General features: G+C 58.0%; 18 protein-coding genes, 1 tRNA gene and 1 riboswitch. Of the genes, 11 read left to right on the forward strand and 8 right to left on the reverse strand.

Annotated features, from left to right (window positions below; all coding sequences use genetic code 11):
- Positions 1-69: 69 nt before the first annotated feature.
- The 4 genes from xdhA (at position 70) to uraH (ending at position 4,978) form a co-directional block, all read left to right on the forward strand.
- Positions 70-1,623: a xanthine dehydrogenase small subunit gene (xdhA, locus tag CU100_RS06790; protein WP_106715704.1), complete on the forward strand. Its 1,554-nt coding sequence runs from the start codon at positions 70-72 to the stop codon at positions 1,621-1,623.
- On the forward strand, positions 1,620-3,938 hold the full coding sequence (gene xdhB, locus CU100_RS06795; RefSeq protein ID WP_106715705.1) for a xanthine dehydrogenase molybdopterin binding subunit: 2,319 nt from the start codon (positions 1,620-1,622) through the stop codon (positions 3,936-3,938). The genes xdhA and xdhB overlap by 4 nt, the downstream gene beginning before the upstream one ends.
- Positions 3,939-4,102: 164 nt before the next feature.
- A complete protein-coding gene (uraD, locus tag CU100_RS06800; protein WP_245418929.1) occupies positions 4,103-4,615 on the forward strand; it encodes a 2-oxo-4-hydroxy-4-carboxy-5-ureidoimidazoline decarboxylase in 513 nt (170 codons plus the stop codon).
- A gap of 9 nt (positions 4,616-4,624) precedes the next feature.
- Entirely contained in the window at positions 4,625-4,978 is a 354-nt protein-coding gene (gene uraH, locus CU100_RS06805) for a hydroxyisourate hydrolase (protein ID WP_106715706.1), read from the forward strand.
- Positions 4,979-5,764: 786 nt separating this feature from the next.
- Here uraH and CU100_RS06810 read toward each other — a convergent pair.
- On the reverse strand, positions 5,765-6,952 hold the full coding sequence (locus tag CU100_RS06810) for a DUF2793 domain-containing protein (RefSeq protein ID WP_170113745.1): 1,188 nt from the start codon (positions 6,950-6,952) through the stop codon (positions 5,765-5,767).
- A 559-nt stretch (positions 6,953-7,511) separates the two neighbouring features.
- On the opposite strand from CU100_RS06810, the gene CU100_RS06815 reads away from it, so the two are divergent.
- On the forward strand, positions 7,512-9,380 hold the full coding sequence (locus CU100_RS06815; RefSeq protein WP_106715708.1) for a polysaccharide biosynthesis protein: 1,869 nt from the start codon (positions 7,512-7,514) through the stop codon (positions 9,378-9,380).
- Here CU100_RS06815 and CU100_RS06820 read toward each other — a convergent pair.
- Positions 9,377-10,369, reverse strand: a complete 993-nt coding sequence (locus tag CU100_RS06820) for an MraY family glycosyltransferase (RefSeq protein WP_245418930.1) — start codon at positions 10,367-10,369, stop codon at positions 9,377-9,379. The genes CU100_RS06815 and CU100_RS06820 overlap by 4 nt on opposite strands.
- A 517-nt stretch (positions 10,370-10,886) precedes the next feature.
- On the opposite strand from CU100_RS06820, the gene CU100_RS06825 reads away from it, so the two are divergent.
- The 6 genes from CU100_RS06825 (at position 10,887) to cysQ (ending at position 16,643) form a co-directional block, all read left to right on the forward strand.
- Positions 10,887-10,961 (forward strand) — tRNA-Gln (locus CU100_RS06825).
- Positions 10,962-11,114: 153 nt separating this feature from the next.
- Positions 11,115-12,041, forward strand: coding sequence for a ribokinase (gene rbsK, locus CU100_RS06830; protein WP_106715709.1), 927 nt, complete (start codon positions 11,115-11,117; stop codon positions 12,039-12,041).
- A 20-nt stretch (positions 12,042-12,061) separates the two neighbouring features.
- Positions 12,062-12,520 carry an RbsD/FucU family protein gene (locus CU100_RS06835; protein WP_106715710.1) on the forward strand — a complete coding sequence of 153 codons (459 nt, stop codon included), beginning with the start codon at positions 12,062-12,064 and terminating at the stop codon, positions 12,518-12,520.
- A gap of 270 nt (positions 12,521-12,790) precedes the next feature.
- Positions 12,791-13,696, forward strand: coding sequence for a sulfate adenylyltransferase subunit CysD (gene cysD, locus CU100_RS06840; protein ID WP_106715711.1), 906 nt, complete (start codon positions 12,791-12,793; stop codon positions 13,694-13,696).
- Positions 13,696-15,645 (forward strand): sulfate adenylyltransferase subunit CysN, encoded by a 1,950-nt coding sequence (cysN, locus tag CU100_RS06845; protein ID WP_106715712.1) that lies wholly within the window; start codon positions 13,696-13,698, stop codon positions 15,643-15,645. Before cysD ends, cysN begins: the two co-directional genes overlap by 1 nt.
- 188 nt (positions 15,646-15,833) lie before the next feature.
- Positions 15,834-16,643, forward strand: coding sequence for a 3'(2'),5'-bisphosphate nucleotidase CysQ (gene cysQ, locus CU100_RS06850; protein ID WP_106715713.1), 810 nt, complete (start codon positions 15,834-15,836; stop codon positions 16,641-16,643).
- On the opposite strand, the gene CU100_RS06855 is transcribed toward cysQ, so the two are convergent.
- The 6 genes from CU100_RS06855 to CU100_RS06885 form a co-directional block, all read right to left on the reverse strand.
- Entirely contained in the window at positions 16,638-17,039 is a 402-nt protein-coding gene (locus tag CU100_RS06855) for a type II toxin-antitoxin system VapC family toxin (RefSeq protein WP_106715714.1), read from the reverse strand. The two genes, cysQ and CU100_RS06855, sit on opposite strands and share 6 nt — an antisense overlap.
- Positions 17,036-17,275: an antitoxin gene (locus CU100_RS06860; RefSeq protein WP_106715715.1), complete on the reverse strand. Its 240-nt coding sequence runs from the start codon at positions 17,273-17,275 to the stop codon at positions 17,036-17,038. Before CU100_RS06860 ends, CU100_RS06855 begins: the two co-directional genes overlap by 4 nt.
- 65 nt (positions 17,276-17,340) lie before the next feature.
- The gene (locus CU100_RS06865; protein ID WP_106715716.1) at positions 17,341-18,351 is read right to left on the reverse strand and encodes a FecCD family ABC transporter permease; all 1,011 of its coding nucleotides are present in this window, start codon (positions 18,349-18,351) and stop codon (positions 17,341-17,343) included.
- 68 nt (positions 18,352-18,419) lie between these two features.
- The gene (locus CU100_RS06870) at positions 18,420-19,367 is read right to left on the reverse strand and encodes an ABC transporter substrate-binding protein (RefSeq protein ID WP_106715717.1); all 948 of its coding nucleotides are present in this window, start codon (positions 19,365-19,367) and stop codon (positions 18,420-18,422) included.
- A complete protein-coding gene (locus tag CU100_RS06875) occupies positions 19,367-20,173 on the reverse strand; it encodes an ABC transporter ATP-binding protein (RefSeq protein ID WP_106715718.1) in 807 nt (268 codons plus the stop codon). Before CU100_RS06875 ends, CU100_RS06870 begins: the two co-directional genes overlap by 1 nt.
- Positions 20,174-20,419: 246 nt before the next feature.
- Positions 20,420-20,632, reverse strand: a riboswitch (cobalamin riboswitch).
- A gap of 75 nt (positions 20,633-20,707) precedes the next feature.
- Positions 20,708-22,255, reverse strand: a complete 1,548-nt coding sequence (locus CU100_RS06885; protein ID WP_106716051.1) for an MFS transporter — start codon at positions 22,253-22,255, stop codon at positions 20,708-20,710.
- Between the last annotated feature and the right edge of the window lie 38 nt (positions 22,256-22,293).

The raw sequence follows: 22,293 nt of genomic DNA on the forward strand, positions 1-22,293 counted from the left end.
TCCCCCACAAGAGGGGAGATAGATGGCATTTCCCTTGACGCCCAAGCCCGGCCGGTTGAAGCTGGAGCTATGTCACAAACGATACGTTTTTTTCTAAATGGTCAAAAGCAGGAAGCTTCGGTTCGGCCGGATACGACAGTGCTTGACTGGCTGCGGAGCGGGCCGCGACTGACCGGCACGAAGGAGGGCTGCGCAGAAGGTGATTGCGGTGCCTGCTCGGTGCTGATCGGTGATCCCCGGTCTACCCTTCAGCAAGCCCGGGGTGAGGACGATGGGGACGGCGAGGTACAGTACCAGGCGGCCAACAGCTGCATTCTCGCCATGGGACAGATCGACGGCCGCGCGCTGGTGACTGTCGAAGGATTGAAATCCGAACATTTGCACCCGGTCCAGGCAGCCATGGCCGAAAACGGCTCTTCGCAATGCGGCTTCTGCACGCCCGGCATCGTGATTTCACTGGCAGGTCTTGCAGCGCGAAAAAGCGCTGCGGGGGCAGGTCTTGCAGCGCGAAAAAGCGCTGCGGGGGCAGGTCTTGCCGCCGGGAAGAGCGCCGCAGAGCCAGAGATTGCAGCGTCAGGTCCTGCAACCATGGCGGAGGTCAATGACGCAGATATCCACGATGCGCTGGCCGGCAATCTGTGCCGCTGTACCGGGTATCGACCGATCGTCGAAGCAGCGCGCAAGGCCGGGATTACGGCGATAGACGGTCCGCACGCCGCTGCCTTCGCGAAAATCGAGCCCCGCAAGACGATTTCCGCCTCCGGTTCGACGTTTCACCAGCCCCAGACACTCAATGACCTGCTTGAACTGCGCCAGGAGAAACCGGGTGCCATCCTGCTCGGCGGCGGAACGGATCTCGGCGTTGCCCTTGCGGACTACCATTCCGACTGGGACGAAGTCATTTCGCTTGCCCATGTACGTGAGTTGCGCGCCATTCGCGAAACTGAAAATCATCTGAGCTTCGGTGCGGCGGTAACGTGGGAAGAGATTCTCTCCAGCATCGCCGATTATTATCCTTCCTTCGCGACGTTGATTCGCCGTTTCGGTTCGACCCAGATACGCTCCATGGGAACGATTGGCGGCAATATAGGCACGGCAAGCCCGATCGGCGATGGACCGCCCGCGCTGATAGCGCTCGGAGCCGAAGTCGAGCTTGCCTCCTCGAGCGGTCATCGCTTTATGGCGCTCGAAGATTTCTTTCTGGATTATCGCAAGACTGAACTGCGAAACGACGAGGTGATCGCGTCCGTGTCTATCCCGAAGCCTGTCGAGGGGCAGGAGTTTCGCGTCTACAAGATCTCCAAGCGTTACGACCAGGATATTTCGACCGTCTGCGGCGCCTTTTCCATCATACGGGAAGAGGGGCAGGTTCGCAGCGCGCGCATCGCTTTCGGAGGAATGGCCGCGACGCCGCAGCGTGCTGCACGCGCCGAACTTGCGCTGGTCGGCACGAACTTCGACCAGAATGCGATAGAAGCCTGCGCCGCTGCCATCACCGCGCGATTCCAGCCGCTTAGTGACTGGCGCGGCAGCGCCGAGTATCGATTGCGGGTCGCAGCGAACCTCGCCGAGCGCTTCTGGCGCGATGTAAACGGAGAGACAGTGGAGGTCATCGCGCTATGAACATTGATGCCAAGATTGTCCAGCGCAGCATAGTCGGCAAAGGCATCGCCCATGATTCCGCGGCGCGTCATGTGGCGGGCGAGGCAAATTACATCGACGATATGCCGGAATTGCCTGGGACGTTGCATGCGGCTTTCGTCCTGTCGCCGGTCGCCCATGGCAGGCTGAACGGCTTTGATGCCTCCGACGCGCTGGCGATGGAAGGTGTTGCCGGTGTCTGGGCCGCGAAGGATGTCCCCGGCCACAATGAAGTCGGCCCGATCCTTCATGGGGAGACGCTTTTTGCCGAAGGTGTCGTCGATCACGAAGGACGGGTAATCGCGGTCGTCGCGGCCCGCGATTTTGAAACCGCCTATCGCGCCGCAAAAAAGGTAAAGCTCGATATCGAAGCGCTCGAGCCCATTCTCGATATCGAGGAGGCACACAGGCGCAAGTCTTATGTGCTGCCGCCGCAGGAAGTCGTCGAGGGTGATGTAGACAAGGCGCTGGCGAGTGCGCCGCATGTCTTATCCGGCACATTGCGGATAGGCGGACAGGATCATTTTTATCTGGAAACCCATATTGCCTATGCCATTCCCGGCGAAAACGGGGAAATGCTGGTGCATTCCTCGACCCAGCACCCGACCGAGGTGCAGCATCACGTTGCGGGTATTCTCGGTGTGCATGCCAACGCGGTCGAATGCCAGGTACGGCGCATGGGCGGCGGATTTGGCGGTAAGGAAAGTCAGCCGACGATCATTGCCGGGGCGGCCGCGCTGGTAGCTGCAAAGACCGGCAGGCCATGCAAGATGCGCCTGAAACGCCGCGATGACATGATCGCGACCGGCAAGCGCCACGACTATGTCGCCAACTGGAAAGTCGGCGTGAATGAAAGAGGCCAAATTCTCGGTCTTGACGTTGAATACCTGGCTCGCGCCGGCAATCTTCCGGACCTGACGGGACCGGTGATCACGCGTACACTGACCCATACGGACAATTCCTATTTTATCCCGAATGCCCGCTTCATCGGCCATGCCTGCAAGACCAATACGGTATCGAACACGGCATTCCGAGGCTTTGGCGGACCGCAGGGGATAATCACCATCGAGGCGGTTATCGATACGATTGCCCGGGAACTGAGGCTCGATCCCAATATCGTCCGTGCGGTCAACTATTATGGCGAGGGGACGGGCGACATGACGCCCTATGGCCAGCAGGTGGAGGATAATCGCCTTGCCGAAGTGACGGACGCGGTGCTGAGTTCGGCGGAGTGGCACTACCGCCGCGCCGAGATCGACGGGCACAATGCCACCAATCCGCTTATCCGGCGCGGCCTCGCGATGATGCCGATCAAATTCGGTATCTCGTTCAATCTGACCTCGCTCAACCAGGCAGGTGCCCTTGTCCATGTATATCTCGACGGGTCGATCTTCCTCAATCATGGCGGCACCGAAATGGGGCAGGGCCTTTTTGTGAAGGTCGCGCAGGTGGTGGCCGAAGTGTTCCAGGTCGAGCTCGACATGGTGCGCATTTCGTCCACCGCGACAGGCAAGGTGCCCAACACAAGCGCAACGGCGGCCTCCACTGGGTCCGATCTCAACGGCATGGCTGCCTTCAAGGCAGCGACGGCAATAAAGTCGCGCATGACACGTGTGGCGGCCGAATATTTCGACGTCGAAGAGGAGGTCATCATCTATCGCGAAGGCCGTGTTCACGCTGGCAATCGATCGATATCGTTCGGTGAGCTGGCCAAGATGGCCTGGGCCAAGCGCGTTCAGCTTTCCGAAGCCGGACACTACGCGACGCCGAAGATCCATTGGGATGGCAAGACGATGAAGGGGCGGCCGTTCTTCTATTTCAGCTATGGTGCTGCCGTGGCGGAAGTTGCTGTCGACACGCTGACAGGCGAAACCCGCTGCCTGCGCGCCGACGTCCTGCAGGATGTCGGTTCCCCGCTCAACCCGGCCATCGATCTTGGCCAGATCGAAGGCGCTTTCGTGCAGGGCATGGGATGGGTGACTTGCGAGGAACTTTGGTGGGACAAGGCTGGAAAACTGCGGACCGTGGGGCCTTCGACGTACAAGATTCCAGGATCGCGCGACGTGCCGCCTCAGTTCAATGTGCGTATTCTCGACAATATGCCGAACCGCGAGGAGACTGTTTTTCGCTCCAAGGCGATCGGCGAACCGCCGCTGATGCTGGGTATTTCTGTCTGGCTGGCCATTCGCGACGCCATCGCCTCGATCCATGGCCGGGTGCCGCAGCTGGATGCACCGGCGACGCCGGAAGCGGTCTTGCGGGCGGTAAGTCATGCAAAGGGAGCAATCCGAGTATGATCAACAGCAATGATGTCGTGCTTGGTTCGACACGCTCACCATGAGGGAGGTAAGTGCGTTGCAGGGAGTCAGTTCGACGATGGTTGTGCAATCTACCACTTCCCCATGGTGAGCTTGTCGAACCACGCACAGCAGCATCGCTATCCTGCGATATTGGAACGTCTATGCAGCATATGACATTGGACAAACTCAACTCCCTTGACGCCACGCGCTTCGTTGCGGCGCTTGGCGGCGTATTCGAGCATTCGCCCTGGGTGGCGGAGGCCGCCGCGCGGTTGCGGCCCTTTGCAAGTATCGACGATCTGCACAGGGCGATGGCCGCTGCTGTGAACGCGGCGGGGCAGGTGGCGCAACTCAGGCTTATTCGCGTGCACCCGGACCTTGCGGGCAAGGCAGCACGCCAGGGTGACCTGACAGTGGAATCGACGAGCGAACAGAAGAGCGCAGGCCTGGACCGTCTGTCCGCCGCCGAGTTCGAGGAGTTTCACCGCCTGAACAATGCCTACCAGAGCCGTTTTGGTTTTCCGTTCATTCTTGCCGTGCGGGGCCATGACAAGCATTCCATAATGGCGGCCTTCCGCCAGCGCCTGAACAACAATTCGGGCGAGGAAGTGAGCGAAGCGCTGCGACAGATCGCTTTGATCGCACGCTTTCGCCTCGATGATTTAATTGCATGAGAGGCTTTAATGGGAAAGTTATCCACACATGTGCTCGATACGGCGGCGGGAAAACCGGCTGCCGGCATGGCGTTGACGCTGCACCGGATCGACAGGAACGGCCGCCACCTGCTCAAGACCCTTGTCACCAATGCTGACGGCAGGACCGATGACCTGCTGCTATCACCGGATGAGATGACGGCTGGACAGTACGAACTCACGTTTTTCGTCGAAGATTATTTCAAGGCATCGCAAATTGCGCGAGACAATCCGCCGTTCCTTAACGACATCCCTATCCGGTTTTCGATAGCGAATGCAGACGGCAACTATCACGTGCCGCTGCTGGTGACGCCGTGGGGATATTCGACCTACCGCGGAAGTTGAGAGGATTTTTCCTGCATTACTACTGTGCGTGGTTCGACAAGCTTACCATGAGGGTTGTTTGTGGTTTTGCAGGAGCCACGAACACCGAGGCGAGTGACTATCGTGCAATCAGCCCACCTCCCTCTGCAATCAGCCCACCTCCCTCATGGGGCGTTTTCCACCTTCCTAACATGATATCACACCGAAAATAAATGTTTTGGTTTTTCGTCCCACTGCCTGTCCTAGTGGGATATTTTTTGTTTGACCGCCTTTGCGCACGGGTTATCCACAGATCGGTGAATATCGGTAATTGCCGTTGGATAGGTCCTTTGAGGCATTGCTTCATCAGCGTGAGTCACCGAGAGTGACCGTGCTGAACGAGACCTGCGGCGTCTCCTTGCAAAAGACTATAAAAACCGCAGGCCCTCGCCTCAGTTGGCTCCCCCACTTGTCCGGGGACTGGAGGGGTGATCGACGCAAATCGGTTGCCCCTCTTGCTTTGCCACTGTGTCACCCAAAGCAGGGATTCGCAACAGCGACCGACCGTCGCAAATTTAGATCACAGCTTTTCCGCCAAGCCGTTTGCTGCTGACCGTTTTCATTCACCATTTGTGGTGATTGAGTTCCGGCTTGTTTTTGTTCCTGACCTGATCCGTTTTTTTATGCATACAACACTAACGACACTACTGACAAGGAAAAGCCCAGTAAATGCTGGGGTTTTGGACACACATGACACCAATGATGAGGGTGACAATATGCGAAAGCGCCCTCATGGTGAGCTTGTCGAACCACGCACTGCAGCAACTTTCACCCGTAAAATCCGATCACGCTGAAGCTGCGGGTCTCATCGATCTTGAAATAGACGAGGTTGCAAGCGGACGCGGGCGACGGATCACTGCAGGCGAGGGTGATATTCCCCCCATCGCCCGTATCAAGCAGAAGTGCATCCTGCCCAAAAGCACTGCCCAAGATGTTCTGCATGACGGGCGAAACATCAACGGCGATGAGGCTGGCAAGCGGATCGCCAAGCTGGATCGTATCGCCCGCAGACCATGCCGCGACATCGCCGGCGCTGCTCACCTGCAACTGGTTGGCCGCACTATCCCATTTGGCGAAGGCTGATTGCGCGGGTGTCTTTGTCACATTCCAGATACGCACCATCGACCGGCCGCGCATTGCAGGGCTGAAGAATTCTCCGGCGGCATTGGTCGTGAAAGTCACGATATCTGCGCCGATCGAGGCGAGTTTGGCCGCACCCGTGCCTTGGCTGCGAGGCTGGAATATTGCGGTGCCCATTGGGGCTCCGGGAAGGAGCATGAGCCCGGACTGCCGTTTGCCCGTTGCTGCATGAATGATGCCGGATGGAAAGCGCGCTGCCCCGGTCGAACTGTCCGCGACCATGACTTCATGCCACTGAACGCCGTCTGCACTGGTCTTGATGCGGAACTCGCGCCCCCACATCGTACCCATCTCGGCCCGGCCCTCGTAGTTTGACTGGAAAAGCAGGGAGGCGACTTGCGTGTCATCAGCCTTGTTGATCTTCATTTGATGGCTGCCGTCAACATGGTCGAACAGCGAAGCGGGGCTCCTCACCGCCAGCCGATTGTCCTCGCCGGCGACCATGTTGATACCGACGGCTTCCACGGGATTGGTACCGCCCGCCACTTCACGCCAGGACGCGCGATCGAACACCACGAACCTGTGTTCGTCGATGACGAAGGCATGCCACCCCTCCTGCGGCTGGAAGAACGCCCAGGCGCCATCCTGCCATGAGGCGATCTGGCCGTTCCTGCCTGCCCAGGGTGCCGATGCCTCTGGCGCCACGACATAACGATCGCCTTCGACAGGTTCCTGCGGCGGCGCGGCGACGCGGCGGCTTCGCACCGAAAGCTGAACCAGCGCATCGAGCGCGCGGAGGGCTTCATTGTGGGTGACATGCTTCTGCGCCTGCGCCGGCGCAATATAGGGCAAATTAAGGTTCGTTGTCTGGTCCATCAGGCTGTCCTTCCAGTCACTATCGGGAGCGCCGAGTTTAATGCCGCCGAAGAATTGTTGGATAAACCGCCAGCGAGGGAAGGCGCGGGACAACAACCCGCAAGGTGTTTCGGGCCGATGGATACAACCATGCATTCGCTGTGCAGAACGTGCATTCAACTCATGCTTCAAGGGTTACAGGCGAAAGCAGCAGCATCGAGCCAGCGAGGCATTTGGAGGGGATTGGCCGCTCCGACCGAGGCGAGGGCCTCGCCGGTGAACGGAGGTGAACTGTGTGGTATTTACCATTTAGCATCACCCTAGAATTGAAAAAGACCCGGACGAGCTGGTCTCTCGTGATCCGGGTCCATTTCATAACCTAGGAAGGGAGGGGTGGACGAAAGTCTGCCGCTTACTCCAGACCGTATCATATCTCGGTTTCTGTTGATTTCCAAGCACGCCCTGGTTGAGGGGCGAAACCGCCATTGCATTTATAACGCCCTATGTTACTGGTCTTGCATTTGTATTAGGTGAGGACTCACCGAACCGACATGCCTTTATTCTCCAAAGCCGAGGATCAATGAAATTGGAAAACTATCGGCAAAGCATCTCGATGATGCCGCGTCGTTACAAGCAGGTACTCCTTGTCGGTTTCGACATGGTCACGCTGACTTTCGCCGTTTGGCTCAGCTATCTGCTGAGGTTCAGCGAGTTTTTCGTGCCCAATAGCGAACAGGCTCTCCTCATGATAGCTGCACCGCTGATCGGGGTGCCGGTGTTCGTGCGATTCGGGCTCTACCGCTCCGTCATCCGATATCTGCCGGACAAGGCGATCTGGACGATGATCCAGGCAGTGACAATATCGGTTATTCTCTGGGTCTGCCTCGCCTTCCTGACGCTGATGACCGGTGCCGAGGGTGTGCCCCGGGCCATACCGTTCCTTTACTGGGTACTGAGCATCGCGCTCATCTGTGGCAGCCGGTTTGCCGCCAAGTGGCTCTTGTGGAGCCCGATGCGTGAAAAACTCCTGGCGCGGCAGTGTCTCATCTTTGGTGCGGGCGATGCGGGGAGGCAGCTTGCCAATGCGTTGAGATCACAGAATGAGGTTTTCGTTGCGGGTTTCATCGACGATGACAAGAGCCTGCATGGCATGGATATTCTTGGCATACGCGTTTACCCGACATCGCAGCTCGAAACCCTGATCGATAATTTTGGCATCAACGAGTTGATCGTGACGACCTCGGCCTTGAGTGGAATAGAGCGCCGTCGTTTGATCGGCAGGTTGAAGCTGCTGGACGTAAAGGTCCGGATTCTTCCTGCGATCTCCGATCTGACCGCAGGAAAATACCTGATCAGTCATTTGCGCGACATCGATATCGATGATCTGCTTGGCCGCTCGCCCGTACCGGCTGATCCTGCCCTGCTCGACAAGACCGTGGAAAACCGCTCCGTTCTCGTTACCGGCGCCGGCGGGTCGATCGGCTCGGAACTTTGCCGTACCATCGTAAAGCTTGCCCCGGCAAAGCTGGTGATCTTCGACGTCAACGAGCACAGTATCTATCAGTTGCATCGGGAACTCGCCGCGGTCAGCGATTGCACTGTCATTCCGGTGCTTGGCTCGATCGCCGATGCGCCGCTAATCAGGACCGTGCTTGCGACGCACGGCATCGAGAATGTCTATCACTGCGCGGCCTACAAGCATGTGCCTCTGGTGGAAGAAAACGTTGTCGAAGGTGCCCGCAACAACGTGATCGGCACGGAAGTACTCGCCAGACTGTCGCGCGAGGCGGGAGTACGGAACTTCGTGCTTATCTCGTCGGACAAGGCGGTTCGGCCCTCGAATGTCATGGGCGCCACCAAGCGTTGGGCCGAGCTCATCGTCCGCTATCATGGCGACGAAGCGAGCAAGCAGGGGAGCGGTCAGATATTCGTCTCCGTTCGCTTCGGCAACGTGATCGGTTCAAGCGGCTCGGTCGTCCCATTGTTCCGCGAACAGATTGCCCACGGCGGACCGTTGACCGTTACGCATGATGAAATGACGCGTTACTTCATGTCGGTGCGCGAAGCCGCGGAACTGATTATTCAGGCGGGCGCGATTTCGGAAGGAGGCGATATCCTCCTATTGGAAATGGGCGAGGCCGTGCGTATCCGCGATCTTGCGGAAAACATGATCCTGCTGGCGGGCCTCACGATCAAGGACAACAAAAATCCCGAGGGGGATATCGAGATCGTCACCGTCGGCATCCGCGACGGGGAGAAGCTGCATGAAGAGCTCTTTTACGACCCGGTTTCAGTCTCGCCGACTATTCATTCGAAGATTCTACGCGCCAAGCGCAACGTCAATTCCGTGGGTCATCTGCCCGGCGCCGTGGCTGAATTGAAGGAACTGATCGAGAGGCAGGATGCGGATGCCGTTCGCAAGCTGCTGTTCGACTGCGCCAGTTCCTAAAGTCTTCCCCGAAATCTGCAAATGACAAGCACAACGGCCGCGAGTGCCGCAACGATAGAAGCGGCGCGAAGCGCGCCCTCCTGTGCTCCGCCAATAGCGCTGACGCCGAGAACGAGATTGAGCAGGCTGACGCCGAAGATGATGCTCCACACGTGCCAGCCCGCTCGTTTGGCAACCTGGTAGGCGTGTTTGGAATGGGCGGCGAAGATATTGTCGCCGGCCGCCAGCCGCATCAAGAGTGTGGACGTGGCATCGGCGATGAAGAACAGCGGCAGAATGATCCCGGCCCAGATGGACAGATCATGACCAAGCCGAAAGAAGGCGAGGCCGCCGAGAAGGCCAAGGGGCAGGCTGCCGCTGTCGCCGAGAAAAACGCTCGCTTTCGGCCGGTTGAAAAGTGCGAACCCCGCAAGTCCCCCGGCAATCGAAGCGGCGAGACTACCGGTCGGAAGCGAGGCGAACCCGAGTATGACGAAACCGGCAAGCAGGGCGAGGGGTATGCCGAGGCCCGAGACGACCATGAGATCGAGCCCGTCCATGAAGTTCGTCAGGTTGATGAAATAGACGAGGGCGAGAATGAGAAGCCCGCGCTCGACCAGGAACGGCAAAAATTCCGGCAGCAATTGAAAGTCTTCCCCGAGCCCATACACGGCAATCGCCGAAGCAACGAGTTGCGAAGCGAGCCGGATTGTCTCCGGCAGATGATGGCGGTCATCAAGGAAACCCACGATCCACAACAAGGCAGACGCAAGGGTTGTCGCATAAAGGAACTGCCGGTCAAGGCCGGCTGCGGAGCCAAAGACCCATAGTGATGCAATAATCACGGGAACAATGGCGAGCCCGCCCAGTTGCTGCGCCGGCTGCGTGTGATTCGAACGTTCGGTGACCGCCGCACCAAGGAAATCTGCAGGAAGCGCCCGCATGATGATCGCCAGCAAGACCGCACTCGAAACGGCAGCGACAAGAAAAGTAGTGATGATGGCAGCCAATGCTGATTCCCGTAATATACGACCTCGGAGTGGTCACTTAGCACTCTTGGAAAATTCTTGAGAAGTGTTATATTCCAGCTTGGATAGGAGGCAGGCAGAAGCCCACCTCCCATTCCTAGGTTAGTGTGAATGAGACCCGTACTATGAGTAGCCAGCTCGTACGGGTCTTTCGCACTTCTAGGGTGATGCGCAGCGGTCGATACCACATTCGCTTCACTCCAAGTTTTGACAGCATATTGGCCGTATGCCTCAGCCAGGGAGGCCCATCCCCCTGATTGCACGGCTGGCACGGTGCTGCTGCTTTGCCGTCAAAACACAATATCGCTCCAGCCTATCGATATGTATTTCTGAACAGAACCCCGACTTAAGTTCAAAGCCCCGCCGTGCCGGCATGGAAAATATCTGGAAACAAGTGCCAGAAGGTACAAACTCTCCGATCATTCACATTGCACAAGCGGGAAGCAGAGGTTATAAGGCCGCGCTGTCACGCGGATAATCAAAATCGGCGCTGATACTTTGGGGCGTAGCCAAGTGGTAAGGCAGCGGTTTTTGGTACCGCCATTCGGAGGTTCGAACCCTCCCGCCCCAGCCAGTGATCCTGTCGCGCACACCGCATCGATACGCGTACCGAAAGCGGCTTTGACGGCTACATTTCACAACCGACCGCAGCAAGACCTGTTCCCTTCCCGCCAATCATTGCTATAGAACGGGTGCAGAAAGACTATTGCCCGTAGAGGAATCACACATGGTGCGTCGCATAGCGGTCGTCGGCAGCAATATGACTGACCTCGTCACCTCGATCATCCGTATGCCTGCCCCCGGGGAAACCCTGGAGGCGCCGGCATTTTCGATGGGCTTCGGCGGCAAGGGTGCCAACCAGGCGGTCGCCGCGGCGAGGCTTGGCGCCAAGGTGATGATGGTCTCCAAGGTTGGTGATGACGTTTTTGGCCAAAGCACCATCGACAACCTCAAGAGCAACGGCATCGACATTTCCCATGTCGGGACTGTCATTGGCAAGTCGAGCGGTGTCGCACCAATCTTCGTCGACGCGAGCGGCGAGAACTCGATCTTTATCATCAAGGGCGCGAATAATGACCTGAAGCCCGCCGATATCGATGCAGCGGCCGAGGACCTGAAGCAGTGCGACCTGATCCTGATGCAACTGGAAGTGCCGCTCGAGACCGTCTATTACACAATCGATTTCGCCGATCGGCATGGCATAGAAACTATCCTCAATCCCGCGCCGGCTGCACCTGACCTCGACCCGACGCAGGTCACCAAGGCTACCTTCCTCGTCCCCAACGAAACCGAACTGGCATTGCTGACCGGCATGCCCACCGGGAGCGATGCAGAGATCGAGGCTGCGGCGCGATACCTGATCGGCAAAGGCATTCGCAGGGTTATCGTCACGCTTGGCTCGCGCGGCGCGCGCCTGATCACAGCGGAATCCTCGACCTTGATTGAGCCTGTCAAGGTCAAGCCGAAGGACACGACGGGGGCCGGCGACGCTTTCATCGGCAGCTTTGCGCGCTATTATGTCGAGAGCCGCGAACTCGAAGCCTCGCTGAAGAAAGCGGCGCTCTATGCCGCCGACTCTATCACTCGCGAGGGAACGCAGAAATCCTATGCGACGGCCGAAGAATTCGACCGGTCCGTGACACAGACAAGATAACCAGTTCATCGGGAGGAAACATGCTCAAGAACCTCGATCCATTGCTGAATGCGGACGTACTCTATGCTCTCAGGGCAATGGGACACGGCGACCGGCTGGTCATATGCGATACCAATTTCCCTGGCGATTCCATCGCGCGGCAGACACGACTCGGCCGATTGTTGCGCATCGACGCTGTTACAGCGCCAAGGGCCGCGCGTGCCATTCTCTCGGTGATGCCGCTTGATACGTTCATCGATGACGCTGCAGCGCGCATGGAAATCGTCGGTAGTCCCGATGAGATCCCCGATGTCCAGGTGGAGATGCAGGCCGAGATCGACCAGGCAGAAGGCAAGCACTGGCCTATGGTCTCGATCGACCGGATGGATTTCTATGAGCATGCCAAGAACGCCTACTGCGTCATCGCGACCGGCGAACGGCGATTTTATGGCTGCTTCATACTGACGAAGGGCGTGATTCCTCCGGAAGAGGCCCGATAATGCGAGCGGCGGGATTGATTTTCCGCTGATTGCCGGTTTCAGAATTACCGAGTTCCGGCCTTGCCTTGCACTGGAATTGCATTCTGATAAAATGTCGTTCGCGGCAATAAATTGGCGCGGATTTTGTGTCCGTTGTTAAACCATCCTTTCCTATGTCAGGGCCGTTCCACTATGTTGCGCGCAGTAATGGCGCCATACCAAACGCCGCATGAGTCAGACGGAATTTTATTGCGTCCGATTTTCCGGCATCGAAAGTGGATAGTAGTTTTCATGACCAAGTACCTGACGCATCTCCAGCGTCTTGAAGCCGAAGCAATCCATATTTTTCGTGAGGTCGCGGCGACTTTCTCCAATCCTGTGATGCTCTATTCGATCGGCAAGGATTCGTCCGTCATGCTGCATCTGGCGATGAAGGCGTTCTATCCTGCCAAGCCGCCATTTCCCTTCCTGCATGTCGATAGTACGTGGAAATTCAAGGAGATGATCGCGTTTCGCGATTCAGAAGCTCAGCGGCTGGGCTTTGATCTGCTTGTCCATAGCAATCAAGAAGGCATAGAACAGGGGATTGGTCCCTTCACGCATGGGTCCAACACCCATACCCACATCATGAAAACCGTCGCGCTGCGCCAGGCGCTCGACAAATATGGCTTCGACGCAGCCTTTGGCGGCGCCCGGCGCGACGAGGAAAAGTCGCGCGCCAAGGAGCGGATTTTTTCGTTCCGCAACCCCCAGCATTCCTGGGACCCGAAGAACCAGCGGCCGGAAATGTGGAAGATTTACAATACCCGCGTCGCCAAGGGTGAGTCGATACGGGTGTTTCCGATCTCCAACTGGACCGAACTCGATATCTGGCAGTACATCATGCAGGAGGAAATTCCGATCGTACCATTGTATTTTGCTGCAAGCCGTCCGGTCGTCGAACGCGATGGCATGCTGATCATGCGTGACGATGAACGGATGGAAATGCTTCCAGGGGAAGTGCTGCAACAGAAGATGGTGAGGTTTCGCACGCTTGGCTGCTATCCGCTGACCGGCGCAGTCGAATCCGGCGCTACGACCTTGCCGGAAATCGTCAGCGAAATGCTGGTTTCGCGGACATCGGAACGACAGGGCCGGATGATCGACAAGGACGAGGCGGGCTCAATGGAAAAGAAGAAGCGCGAGGGCTATTTCTGATGAGCAAGCTGGCCCAAATCGACCTGTCGCCGCCAAATTCGGCTGCCGAGGAAATCAGCGCCTATATGGCCGAACAGGAAAAGAAATCGCTGCTGCGTTTCCTCACTTGCGGCTCGGTCGATGATGGCAAATCCACGCTCATCGGACGCTTGCTCTATGACACCAAGCTGATCTTCGAGGACCAGCTGGCGGCGCTCACCAAGGACAGCCGCAAGCACGGCACCAATGGCGAAGACATCGATTTGGCATTACTGGTGGACGGGCTGGAAGCCGAGCGCGAACAAGGCATCACCATCGATGTCGCCTATCGCTTTTTCTCGACGCCAAAGCGGAAGTTCATCGTTGCCGATACGCCGGGTCACGAGCAGTATACGCGCAACATGGCCACTGGCGCTTCGACGGCTGACCTCGCCATCGTGCTGGTCGACGCGCGCCAGGGCATACTACGCCAGACGCGACGCCACAGTTTCATCGCGTCGCTGCTGGGCATCCGCAATATCGTCCTCGCCGTAAACAAGATCGATCTCGTTGGTTATTCGCAGGAGGTGTTCGATGAAATTGTCGCGGATTATCAAACGTTTGCGAGCAGACTCGGATTCAATACGATACAGGCGATTCCTCTATCGGCGCGCTTCGGGGATAATGTCATTGGTCCTTCGGAAAACCTCGACTGGTACAAGGGACCGGCGCTCTTGCAGCATCTGGAAACTGTCCCTCTGGATAGCGCCGACACTGCGCGCCCGTTCCGTTTTCCGGTGCAGTTCGTCAACCGGCCCAATCTGGATTTCCGCGGTTTCTCGGGTACCATAGCATCGGGGACCGTTTCGGCGGGCGATGAGGTCGTGGTTGCCAAGTCGGGCAAATCCTCGCGGGTCAAGCGTATCGTCACATGGGATGGGGATCTTGAAAGTGCTGGCGAGGGCGAGGCGGTTACGATCGTTCTCGATGACGAGATCGAGGTTTCGCGTGGCAACATGCTGGTGGCACCGGAGGCGAGGCCCGAAGTCGCGGACCAGTTCGCCGCCAGCGTTGTCTGGTTCGCCGAGCACGCGCTTATTCCCGGTCGTTCCTATATCCTGCGCACAGAGACCGATCAGGTCACCGTGACAATCACCGATCTCAAATATAGAATCGATATCAATAGTTTTGCCGAGGTTCCGGCGAAATCGCTTGATCTGAACGAAGTGGGCGTGGTCAATATCTCGACACAGGAGCCTGTCGCTTTCGACCCTTACAAATCGAACCGCTCGACGGGTTCGTTCATCCTGATCGACCGGCTGACCAATGCGACAGTCGGCGCTGGAATGATCGATTTCGCCTTGCGCCGCGCCTCTAACGTGCATTGGCAGGCGCTCGATGTCGACAAGGCTTCGCGCGCCGCGCAAAAGGACCAGAAACCGGCTGTCGTGTGGTTCACCGGACTCTCGGGCTCAGGTAAATCAACCATAGCCAACCTTGTCGAGAAGCGCCTGTCGTCGCTTGGCAAGCACACCTACATTCTTGACGGAGATAATGTCCGTCACGGTCTCAACCGCGATCTTGGCTTCACCGAAGAGGACCGGGTCGAAAATATCCGCCGCGTCGGCGAGGTTGCCAAGCTGATGGTGGATGCCGGGCTGATTGTTCTGGTCTCATTCATCTCGCCATTTGCCGCCGAGCGCCGCATGGTGCGGGAGCTTCTCTGCGAGGGCGAATTCCTGGAGATCTTTGTCGATACGCCGTTCGAAGAGTGCGCGAAACGAGACCCGAAAGGTTTGTATGCCAAGGCGCTTCGCGGCGAGATCAAGAATTTTACCGGAGTGGATTCGCCCTATGAGGCGCCGGACGATCCGGAACTGCACTTGGAGACCGTTGGCCGGACGACAGAAGAGCTTGCTTCCGAGGTTGAAAAGCTTCTTGTAGAGCACGGCATCATCTTCAACTACGATCAGAGTTCGTGGTCGATTTGAGCTCTGCTCTTTACCCTCCCCTTGTGGGGAGGGACGGACCGCAGGTCCGGGGAGGGGCTTTTCTCGAAAACTAAGGTGGATGCACTGGTTGACAGTTGCAGAGAACCCCTCCCTGCTGTTTCGCAGCCTCCCTCCCCACAAGGCGGAGGGTCAGGCGGCAATTCTCGCAGCATAATCTGGACCCGTTTATGAAATCTCCTCAGCTTCTTGACCACTCCAATCTTCTCACGACCTTCGAATCCACAGCGATCGCCGCCGGACGCGAAATTCTGCGCATCTATGAAGAGGGATGTGATGTCGAACTCAAGGACGACAGGTCGCCGGTAACGGCAGCTGACCGGGCGGCGGAAGTCATCATTACCAAAGCACTGCGCGATGCAACGCCCGAAATTCCTATCGTGGCGGAGGAGGAAATATCCGGTGGGCACGTTCCCGGCGATCTCGGCGCTCGCTTTTATCTGGTCGATCCGCTTGATGGCACCCGCGAATTCGTCAATCGCAATGGCGACTTTACTGTCAATATCGCGCTGATCGAACATGGGGCTCCGGTTATGGGGGTCGTCTATGCTCCAGTGCGGGGTTGGCTGTTTACTGGCGGACCGGAGGGTGCGCAGGAAGTGATCGTCGATCATGCCGGACGCATCATCACGCGCAAGAATATTGCGTGCCGGGCAGCGCCCAAGGAAATGGTCGCTGTCGCCAGCCGCTCGCATCGTACGACCGAGACCGATGATTATCTAAATGATCATCCCGTCGCCGATTGCGTGTCGGTGGGTTCTTCCATCAAGTTCGGCCTGCTCGCACGGGGCGAGGCGGATATATATCCACGGCTCAGCCGTACGATGGAATGGGACACCGCGGCGGGTGATGCAGTGTTGCGGGCCGCGGGCGGAATGACAATGACACTCGACGGGAAGCCGCTGACCTATGGCCGCCGTAACCAGGCCAATGACGCCGACTTCGCCAATCCGAGTTTTGTCGCGCGCGGCAAGCTATAACCAATTCTCGGTTCGAAGGCCCGGAACCCTGCTGAACTCCCGCAGATTGTCGGTGACGAGTATTGTTCCTGTGGCGCAGGCATGCGCAGCTATCAGGAGATCGTTGGCGCCGATGGGTGTCCCTAACGCCTGCAACTCGGCCCGTATTCTACCGTAGTGATGATCCGCCGGGTGATCAAACGGCAAGATATCGATTGCAGAAAAGATCGCCTCAATCCTCACGCGTAGTTTGTCCGATTTCTTCTTGGCCACTCCATAGCGAATTTCAGCAGCCACTATGATGCTTGTGCAGAATCGTGGCCCTTCGTTGTCGTTCACTTTACTGGCGACGTCGCCATGGGGACTACGAACGAATTCTGAAATGATGTTGGCATCGAGCATATAGATGTGACTCATAGGTCAACATCATCAAGTGGGAGCAGATCGTCGTCACTAATGTCAGGGAAATCTTCGTCTAAAGGCTCGAGGCTTGCCAACACTTCACTCAACGTCTGCCGCTTCACAGGTTCGATGATCAAGCGGTTACCCTCGCGATGCATGATCGCGGTGTCACCGGGCATTTCAAATTCGACCGGAATTCGAACGGCCTGGTTGCGGCCGTTGCGAAACAATTTCACCTGGCGTTCTCGCATGGCTGCACCTCACCACTTGTTGGCATATGCCTGAACATATGCCGCAGTTCGGGCCTTTGCAAGACCTACCGCCTGCGCAGCAGCAGCGTCACGACGAAGAAAGCTCCGACGGAACTGGTAACGATACCAATAGGCAGTTCCTGCGGGGCAAGCAGCAGGCGTGCTGCCAGATCGCTCAGGAGGATCAGCATTGCACCCAGCAGTGCGCAGGTTACGACAAGACCGGCGTGCAGCTGTCCGCCAAGATGCCGTGCGATATGCGGGATCATCAGTCCGACAAAGCCGATCACGCCTGCGACGGAGACGAAGATTGCCGTCGAGAACGCGCAGATGATGAACACGATGTTGCGCGTGTGGTGGACGCGTACGCCAAGGCTTTCGGCCGTGTTTTCTCCCGCGAGGAATGCGTCGAGGTTGCGGTGGTTCCGAAGCGCGTAGGCGAGGATGACGGCCAGACCAAACGCTGCCAGCGGCAGGTTTTCCCAGCGCGCGAGACCGAGCCCGCCAAGCGTCCAGAACATGACCGAGTGCGCGGCCCGCTGATCACCGGAAAACACCATGTAATTGGTCAGAGCTGCAAACAGGAAGGATACGGCAAGTCCTGCCAGGATCATCCGTTCCGGGCCTTGGCCAAGTACTCGCCGCACCAGCAGCAGCACAATCGTGGCCGCGAGCATGCCGCCGCTGAACGCTGCGACCGGTAGCGTCCAGATGCCGAACCGGTCACCGAACAGGCTTATCACCGAGACGGCGCCGGCCGCGGCACCCGAGGACAGGCCGAACAGGAACGGGTCGGCCAGATCGTTGCGTGTGACAGTCTGCAACATTGCGCCGACAATGCCGAGACCGGCGCCCACGCAGATGCCCAATATGACGCGGGGCAGGCGCAGATCTACGATGATACGCTCGACCGGCGTCGTGGCCGTCAGATCGGCAAGCCCAGCCGCATGGGCGAGGGCATTCAGAACGTCCGGCAGGGGCACGACCGTGGAACCATAGGCAATGGACAGCAACGCCAGGATGACGACGAGGATCGCACCTGCGGCAAGTATCATGCGTTTGTGGAAACGATCCATTGGAACAAGTTCTCATATCGTAGGGATGTCAGATGCCGGTCCTCTCCCCTTGCGAGAGGAGCGAACTCTCAGAAGGCTTCCGGATGCAGGGCTTTGGCGATCTTCGCTATGGCTTCGATATTGGCTGGTCCGGGTGTGAGTTCGGCATAGCGAAGCGCGACAAAGCGGTTGTTCTTCACGGCGTCCGTTTCTTTCATCACCGGGTGCGCGTGAAGAAAGTCGAGCAGTTTTTTATAGCCTGCGCCGTCCTGATAATCGAGCAGGATGAGAAACTGCGGGTTGCGCGTTGCAACTGTCTCCCATGAGGTGGTGCCCCAGCTCGTCTCCATGTCAGACATTATGTTCATGCCGCTTGCCTCATGGATCAGGGCCGTCGGCATCGCAAACTTGCCAGCCGTGAACGGCTTGTCCTCGCCGGAATCGTAAAGAAAAACCCTGGTCTGACCATTGCCGCCGATTTTCTTCCCGATTTCGGCAAGCTCGGCCTTCCAACCGGAAATCAGCGCCTCCGCCTGCTGTTCCTTGCCGAATATCTTGCCGAGCTTCGCCATGTCGCCATAGAGCAGGTCCATGGAGGCCGGCGGGCGGGTTTTGTCGAGATGGACGCAGCTTTCCGTCAGGACAAGCGTCTTTATGCCGTAAGGTGCGAGTGTATCGGGCGTCACATCACCGCCCGGTTTCATCCCGTAGTACCAGCCGGCGAAGAAGAAATCGGGGTCAGCCGCAACGAGGTTTTCCAGCGTCGGCTCTTTCGACGCGAGCTCCGGGATCGCACCAAGCTTGCTCTTGAAAGTGTCGTCCACTTTGTACCAGCCGGTGATACCTGTTACTCCGACCATCGAAGATTGCAGACCAAGCGCGAAGGCCATTTCGCTCATATTGAGATCCTGGATAACGGCTCGCCTGGGAGCGGCATCGAAAGTCAGGGGCTTTCCGCAGCTGTCGACCGTAACCGGAAAGGCCAGGGCGGGCGCCGGCACGAGGCTCAGCGCCAAGGCGAGAACGATCTTTTTCATCAAGCGCTCCGTGCGTGGGGATGGGACAACAAAGATGGTACCTGCGTCTCGAAGACCATGAGGTCGCGATCGTGCGAGGGATGGCGCAGGCGCAGGATTTCGAGGTTGAAGACGTCCCCTACGATCAACGGGGTGAGCGTCTCGTCGGGGGTGCCAGTGGCTACCACCCGCGACCGATGCATGACTGCGACCTGGGTGGCGAAGGGCGCGACCAAGGGCAGGTCGTGCAGGACTGCGATGGTCGTGACGTTCAGCCCTGCAACCAGCGACAGCAGTTCACTGCGCGCCCCTGGGTCAAGATGATTGGTTGGTTCATCGAGAAACAGCACGGCCGGCTGCTGGGCAATTGCCCGCGCCAATTGCACCCGCTGACGCTCACCACCCGAGAGCGAGCCGATGGCCCGTCGCGCAAACTGGGAAACCTTCGCGCAGTGCAACGCTTCCGCAACGATCTCGCGGTCCATGGCCCTGGAGAAAGCACCCGCATGCGGGATGCGTCCAAGCGAGACGTAGTCTTCAACGAGAAGCCGCAGTTCGGGCGCATCGCTCTGGCCGACAAAGGCAAACATCCGGGCGCGCTCGCGTGCCGTCAGGCGAACTGAGCTGGCGCCATTGAAATATATGGCGCCTGACGTGGGTGCCAGAAGTCCCGCAAGCATCCGCAACAAAGTCGATTTGCCGGCGCCATTGGGACCGATAATCGCAAGGCGGGTCCCGCATTGGACGGTCAGGGAGGCCTCGGCGACCAAGGTTTCCCCGGCGATACGATAGGTCGCGCCATCGGCGTTGAGTACTACATGGCCCATGAGCGAAACTCTCCGGAAGGTGAAACACTGCGGCTTTTACGTAACGTTATAACATTTGTAAAGGGCAGATATAACTGGAGGGCAGTACATGAGCATAGCGAGGGGATTCTTGAGGCGTTCATTCCCGTCCTTTCCAGGGACAGGATCAGGAACGCACGATGCATCGCCGCCATCGAGGCATAGAGACCCGGGGTCGGGCCTGAAGCGAGAAACATCGCATCGCTCCCGGCACACCCCGTCCGGTTCGAATTTCAATTGGCGATGGCAGGTCTCCTGGCTCGCGGGTCTCAGCTTTGCCTTGCCTTCCCGATCTGCGATCAGTGGCATAGTCGGGCATCGCTCGCCGCTTACAGTTGCGGGGGCAGCCACGGTTTCGGTCCCTTATGGGTACGCCTCACCGTGTTCCCTTTTCATCCCCGGATTAGTCATGCCGGAGAAACCATCGCGATAATCAGTAGATGAAAGAACGCCCGAATGGAACCTCTTTTGGTGAAACACACATTGGAGAGCGGTCGCGGCTCATGGAGCCGCTGGTCAATGTGCCGCTACGGCAGACTCGTCTATATGTGACGTTGCATAAACCTTGCGCGCAATGACAGCCAACAGAACCAATGTAACAGTTGCCAAGGCACAGCAGACGGCGAATCCGAGCGAGAAACCGCTGCGCGCGGTGTCCAGCCAAACCGGCGAGACTTCATTGCCCAAGGTCTTGGCAACTTCGACTGCACCGGTAAGGGTGGTTGAAACAGCGAGCGCCTGCGCATCGCTAAGCCCCGAAAGGTCAACGTCCTGCATCGACATGCGATAGACGATGGTTCCAATGCTGCCAAGCAGCGCGACACCCAGCGCCCCGCCGAATTCCGCGCCGGTCTCGGACAGGGCCGAGGCGGAGCCTGCCCGCTCCGGCGGAGCGGTACCGACGATCAGGCCGGTCGTGGTCAGTATGACCGGAACGAATCCCAGGCCGACCAGCATGCTTGAGCCCAGTACGCCGAGGAGGCTCTCCATATAAGCCGCAATCGCCATGGCGGCCGTTCCAATGGCATTGACCAGCAAGCCCAGAAGAATGGTTTTAACCTGGCCAAAGCGATTAATGACCCGGTAGGATTGAAGGGACATGATCGTGAAGATCAAAGCTGACGGTATGGACCAGAGCGCCGCTTCGAGCGGCGAAAGGCCAAGCACGAGCTGAAGAAACAGGTTCTGGAAAAGAAACACGCCGAAAACGAAGAATACGCCGGCAAGATTGACCATCAACGAGGCGGTGAAAGCCGGGATGCGGAAGAGCGCGAGATCGATCAAGGGATGCTCAAGCTTTTTCTGCCGGCGTACAAACCATGCGCCCACCAGGATTCCAATCGCGATTGGTACCAATTGGCTGACCTCGAACCCATAGGCGGCCATGTGCTTGAAGCCGTAGATGACCGGAAGCACTGTCGCCAGGGAAAGAAGAACACTTAGAAGGTCGAGCTTGCCCCCTTCATCGTTCTTGTATTCCGGTAGCAGGAACGGTGCCGCGATGAGAAGCGCTGCCATGACCGGGATGTTGATCAGGAATACAGATCCCCAATGGAAATACTGCAACAGGCCCCCGCCGATCAACGGCCCGACAAGGCCACCCAATGCGAAGGCCGTACCCCAGATGCCGATGGCGCGGGTTCGCTCGGCCTCATTCTGGAAAAGGTTGACGACGAGAGAAAGAGTTGAAGGAGCGATCGTTGCTCCCGCAATGCCGAGGAGGGCTCGCGAGATGATCAGTTGCTGTGATGTGCTTGAGAATGCGGCCAAGGCCGATGCCACACCGAACGCGAAGGCGCCGAACAGCAGAACGCGTCTTCTGCCAATCCTGTCTCCAAGCGTGCCCATCGTAACGAGAAAGCCGGAGACCATGAATCCGTATATGTCGTTGATCCACAGGAGCTCCGAAGCAGATGGATCAAGATCCGCCATGATCGCCGGCATTGCAAGAAACAGCACTGACAGGTCCATGGAGTAGATCAGGCAGGCAATGGATAGCACGCACAGCCCGATCCATTCGCGACGCCCGGCGAGCTGCCCGCCTTTCGGAAATTCTTCATGCATGAAATGCCTCCCCATCTGGAAGATGTTTGGTTCAGAAC

Source organism: Phyllobacterium endophyticum (assembly GCF_003010935.1).
GTDB lineage: Bacteria > Pseudomonadota > Alphaproteobacteria > Rhizobiales > Rhizobiaceae > Phyllobacterium > Phyllobacterium endophyticum.

Coding starts and splice junctions, on each gene's coding strand:
- xdhA (WP_106715704.1), top strand. CDS start 70: ATGTCACAAACGATACGTTTTTTTCTAAATGGTCAAAAGCAGGAAGCT.
- xdhB (WP_106715705.1), top strand. CDS start 1,620: ATGAACATTGATGCCAAGATTGTCCAGCGCAGCATAGTCGGCAAAGGC.
- uraD (WP_245418929.1), top strand. CDS start 4,103: ATGCAGCATATGACATTGGACAAACTCAACTCCCTTGACGCCACGCGC.
- uraH (WP_106715706.1), top strand. CDS start 4,625: ATGGGAAAGTTATCCACACATGTGCTCGATACGGCGGCGGGAAAACCG.
- CU100_RS06810 (WP_170113745.1), bottom strand. CDS start 6,952: ATGGACCAGACAACGAACCTTAATTTGCCCTATATTGCGCCGGCGCAG.
- CU100_RS06815 (WP_106715708.1), top strand. CDS start 7,512: ATGAAATTGGAAAACTATCGGCAAAGCATCTCGATGATGCCGCGTCGT.
- rbsK (WP_106715709.1), top strand. CDS start 11,115: ATGGTGCGTCGCATAGCGGTCGTCGGCAGCAATATGACTGACCTCGTC.
- CU100_RS06835 (WP_106715710.1), top strand. CDS start 12,062: ATGCTCAAGAACCTCGATCCATTGCTGAATGCGGACGTACTCTATGCT.
- cysD (WP_106715711.1), top strand. CDS start 12,791: ATGACCAAGTACCTGACGCATCTCCAGCGTCTTGAAGCCGAAGCAATC.
- cysN (WP_106715712.1), top strand. CDS start 13,696: ATGAGCAAGCTGGCCCAAATCGACCTGTCGCCGCCAAATTCGGCTGCC.
- cysQ (WP_106715713.1), top strand. CDS start 15,834: ATGAAATCTCCTCAGCTTCTTGACCACTCCAATCTTCTCACGACCTTC.
- CU100_RS06855 (WP_106715714.1), bottom strand. CDS start 17,039: ATGAGTCACATCTATATGCTCGATGCCAACATCATTTCAGAATTCGTT.
- CU100_RS06860 (WP_106715715.1), bottom strand. CDS start 17,275: ATGCGAGAACGCCAGGTGAAATTGTTTCGCAACGGCCGCAACCAGGCC.
- CU100_RS06865 (WP_106715716.1), bottom strand. CDS start 18,351: ATGGATCGTTTCCACAAACGCATGATACTTGCCGCAGGTGCGATCCTC.
- CU100_RS06870 (WP_106715717.1), bottom strand. CDS start 19,367: ATGAAAAAGATCGTTCTCGCCTTGGCGCTGAGCCTCGTGCCGGCGCCC.
- CU100_RS06875 (WP_106715718.1), bottom strand. CDS start 20,173: ATGGGCCATGTAGTACTCAACGCCGATGGCGCGACCTATCGTATCGCC.
- CU100_RS06885 (WP_106716051.1), bottom strand. CDS start 22,255: ATGCATGAAGAATTTCCGAAAGGCGGGCAGCTCGCCGGGCGTCGCGAA.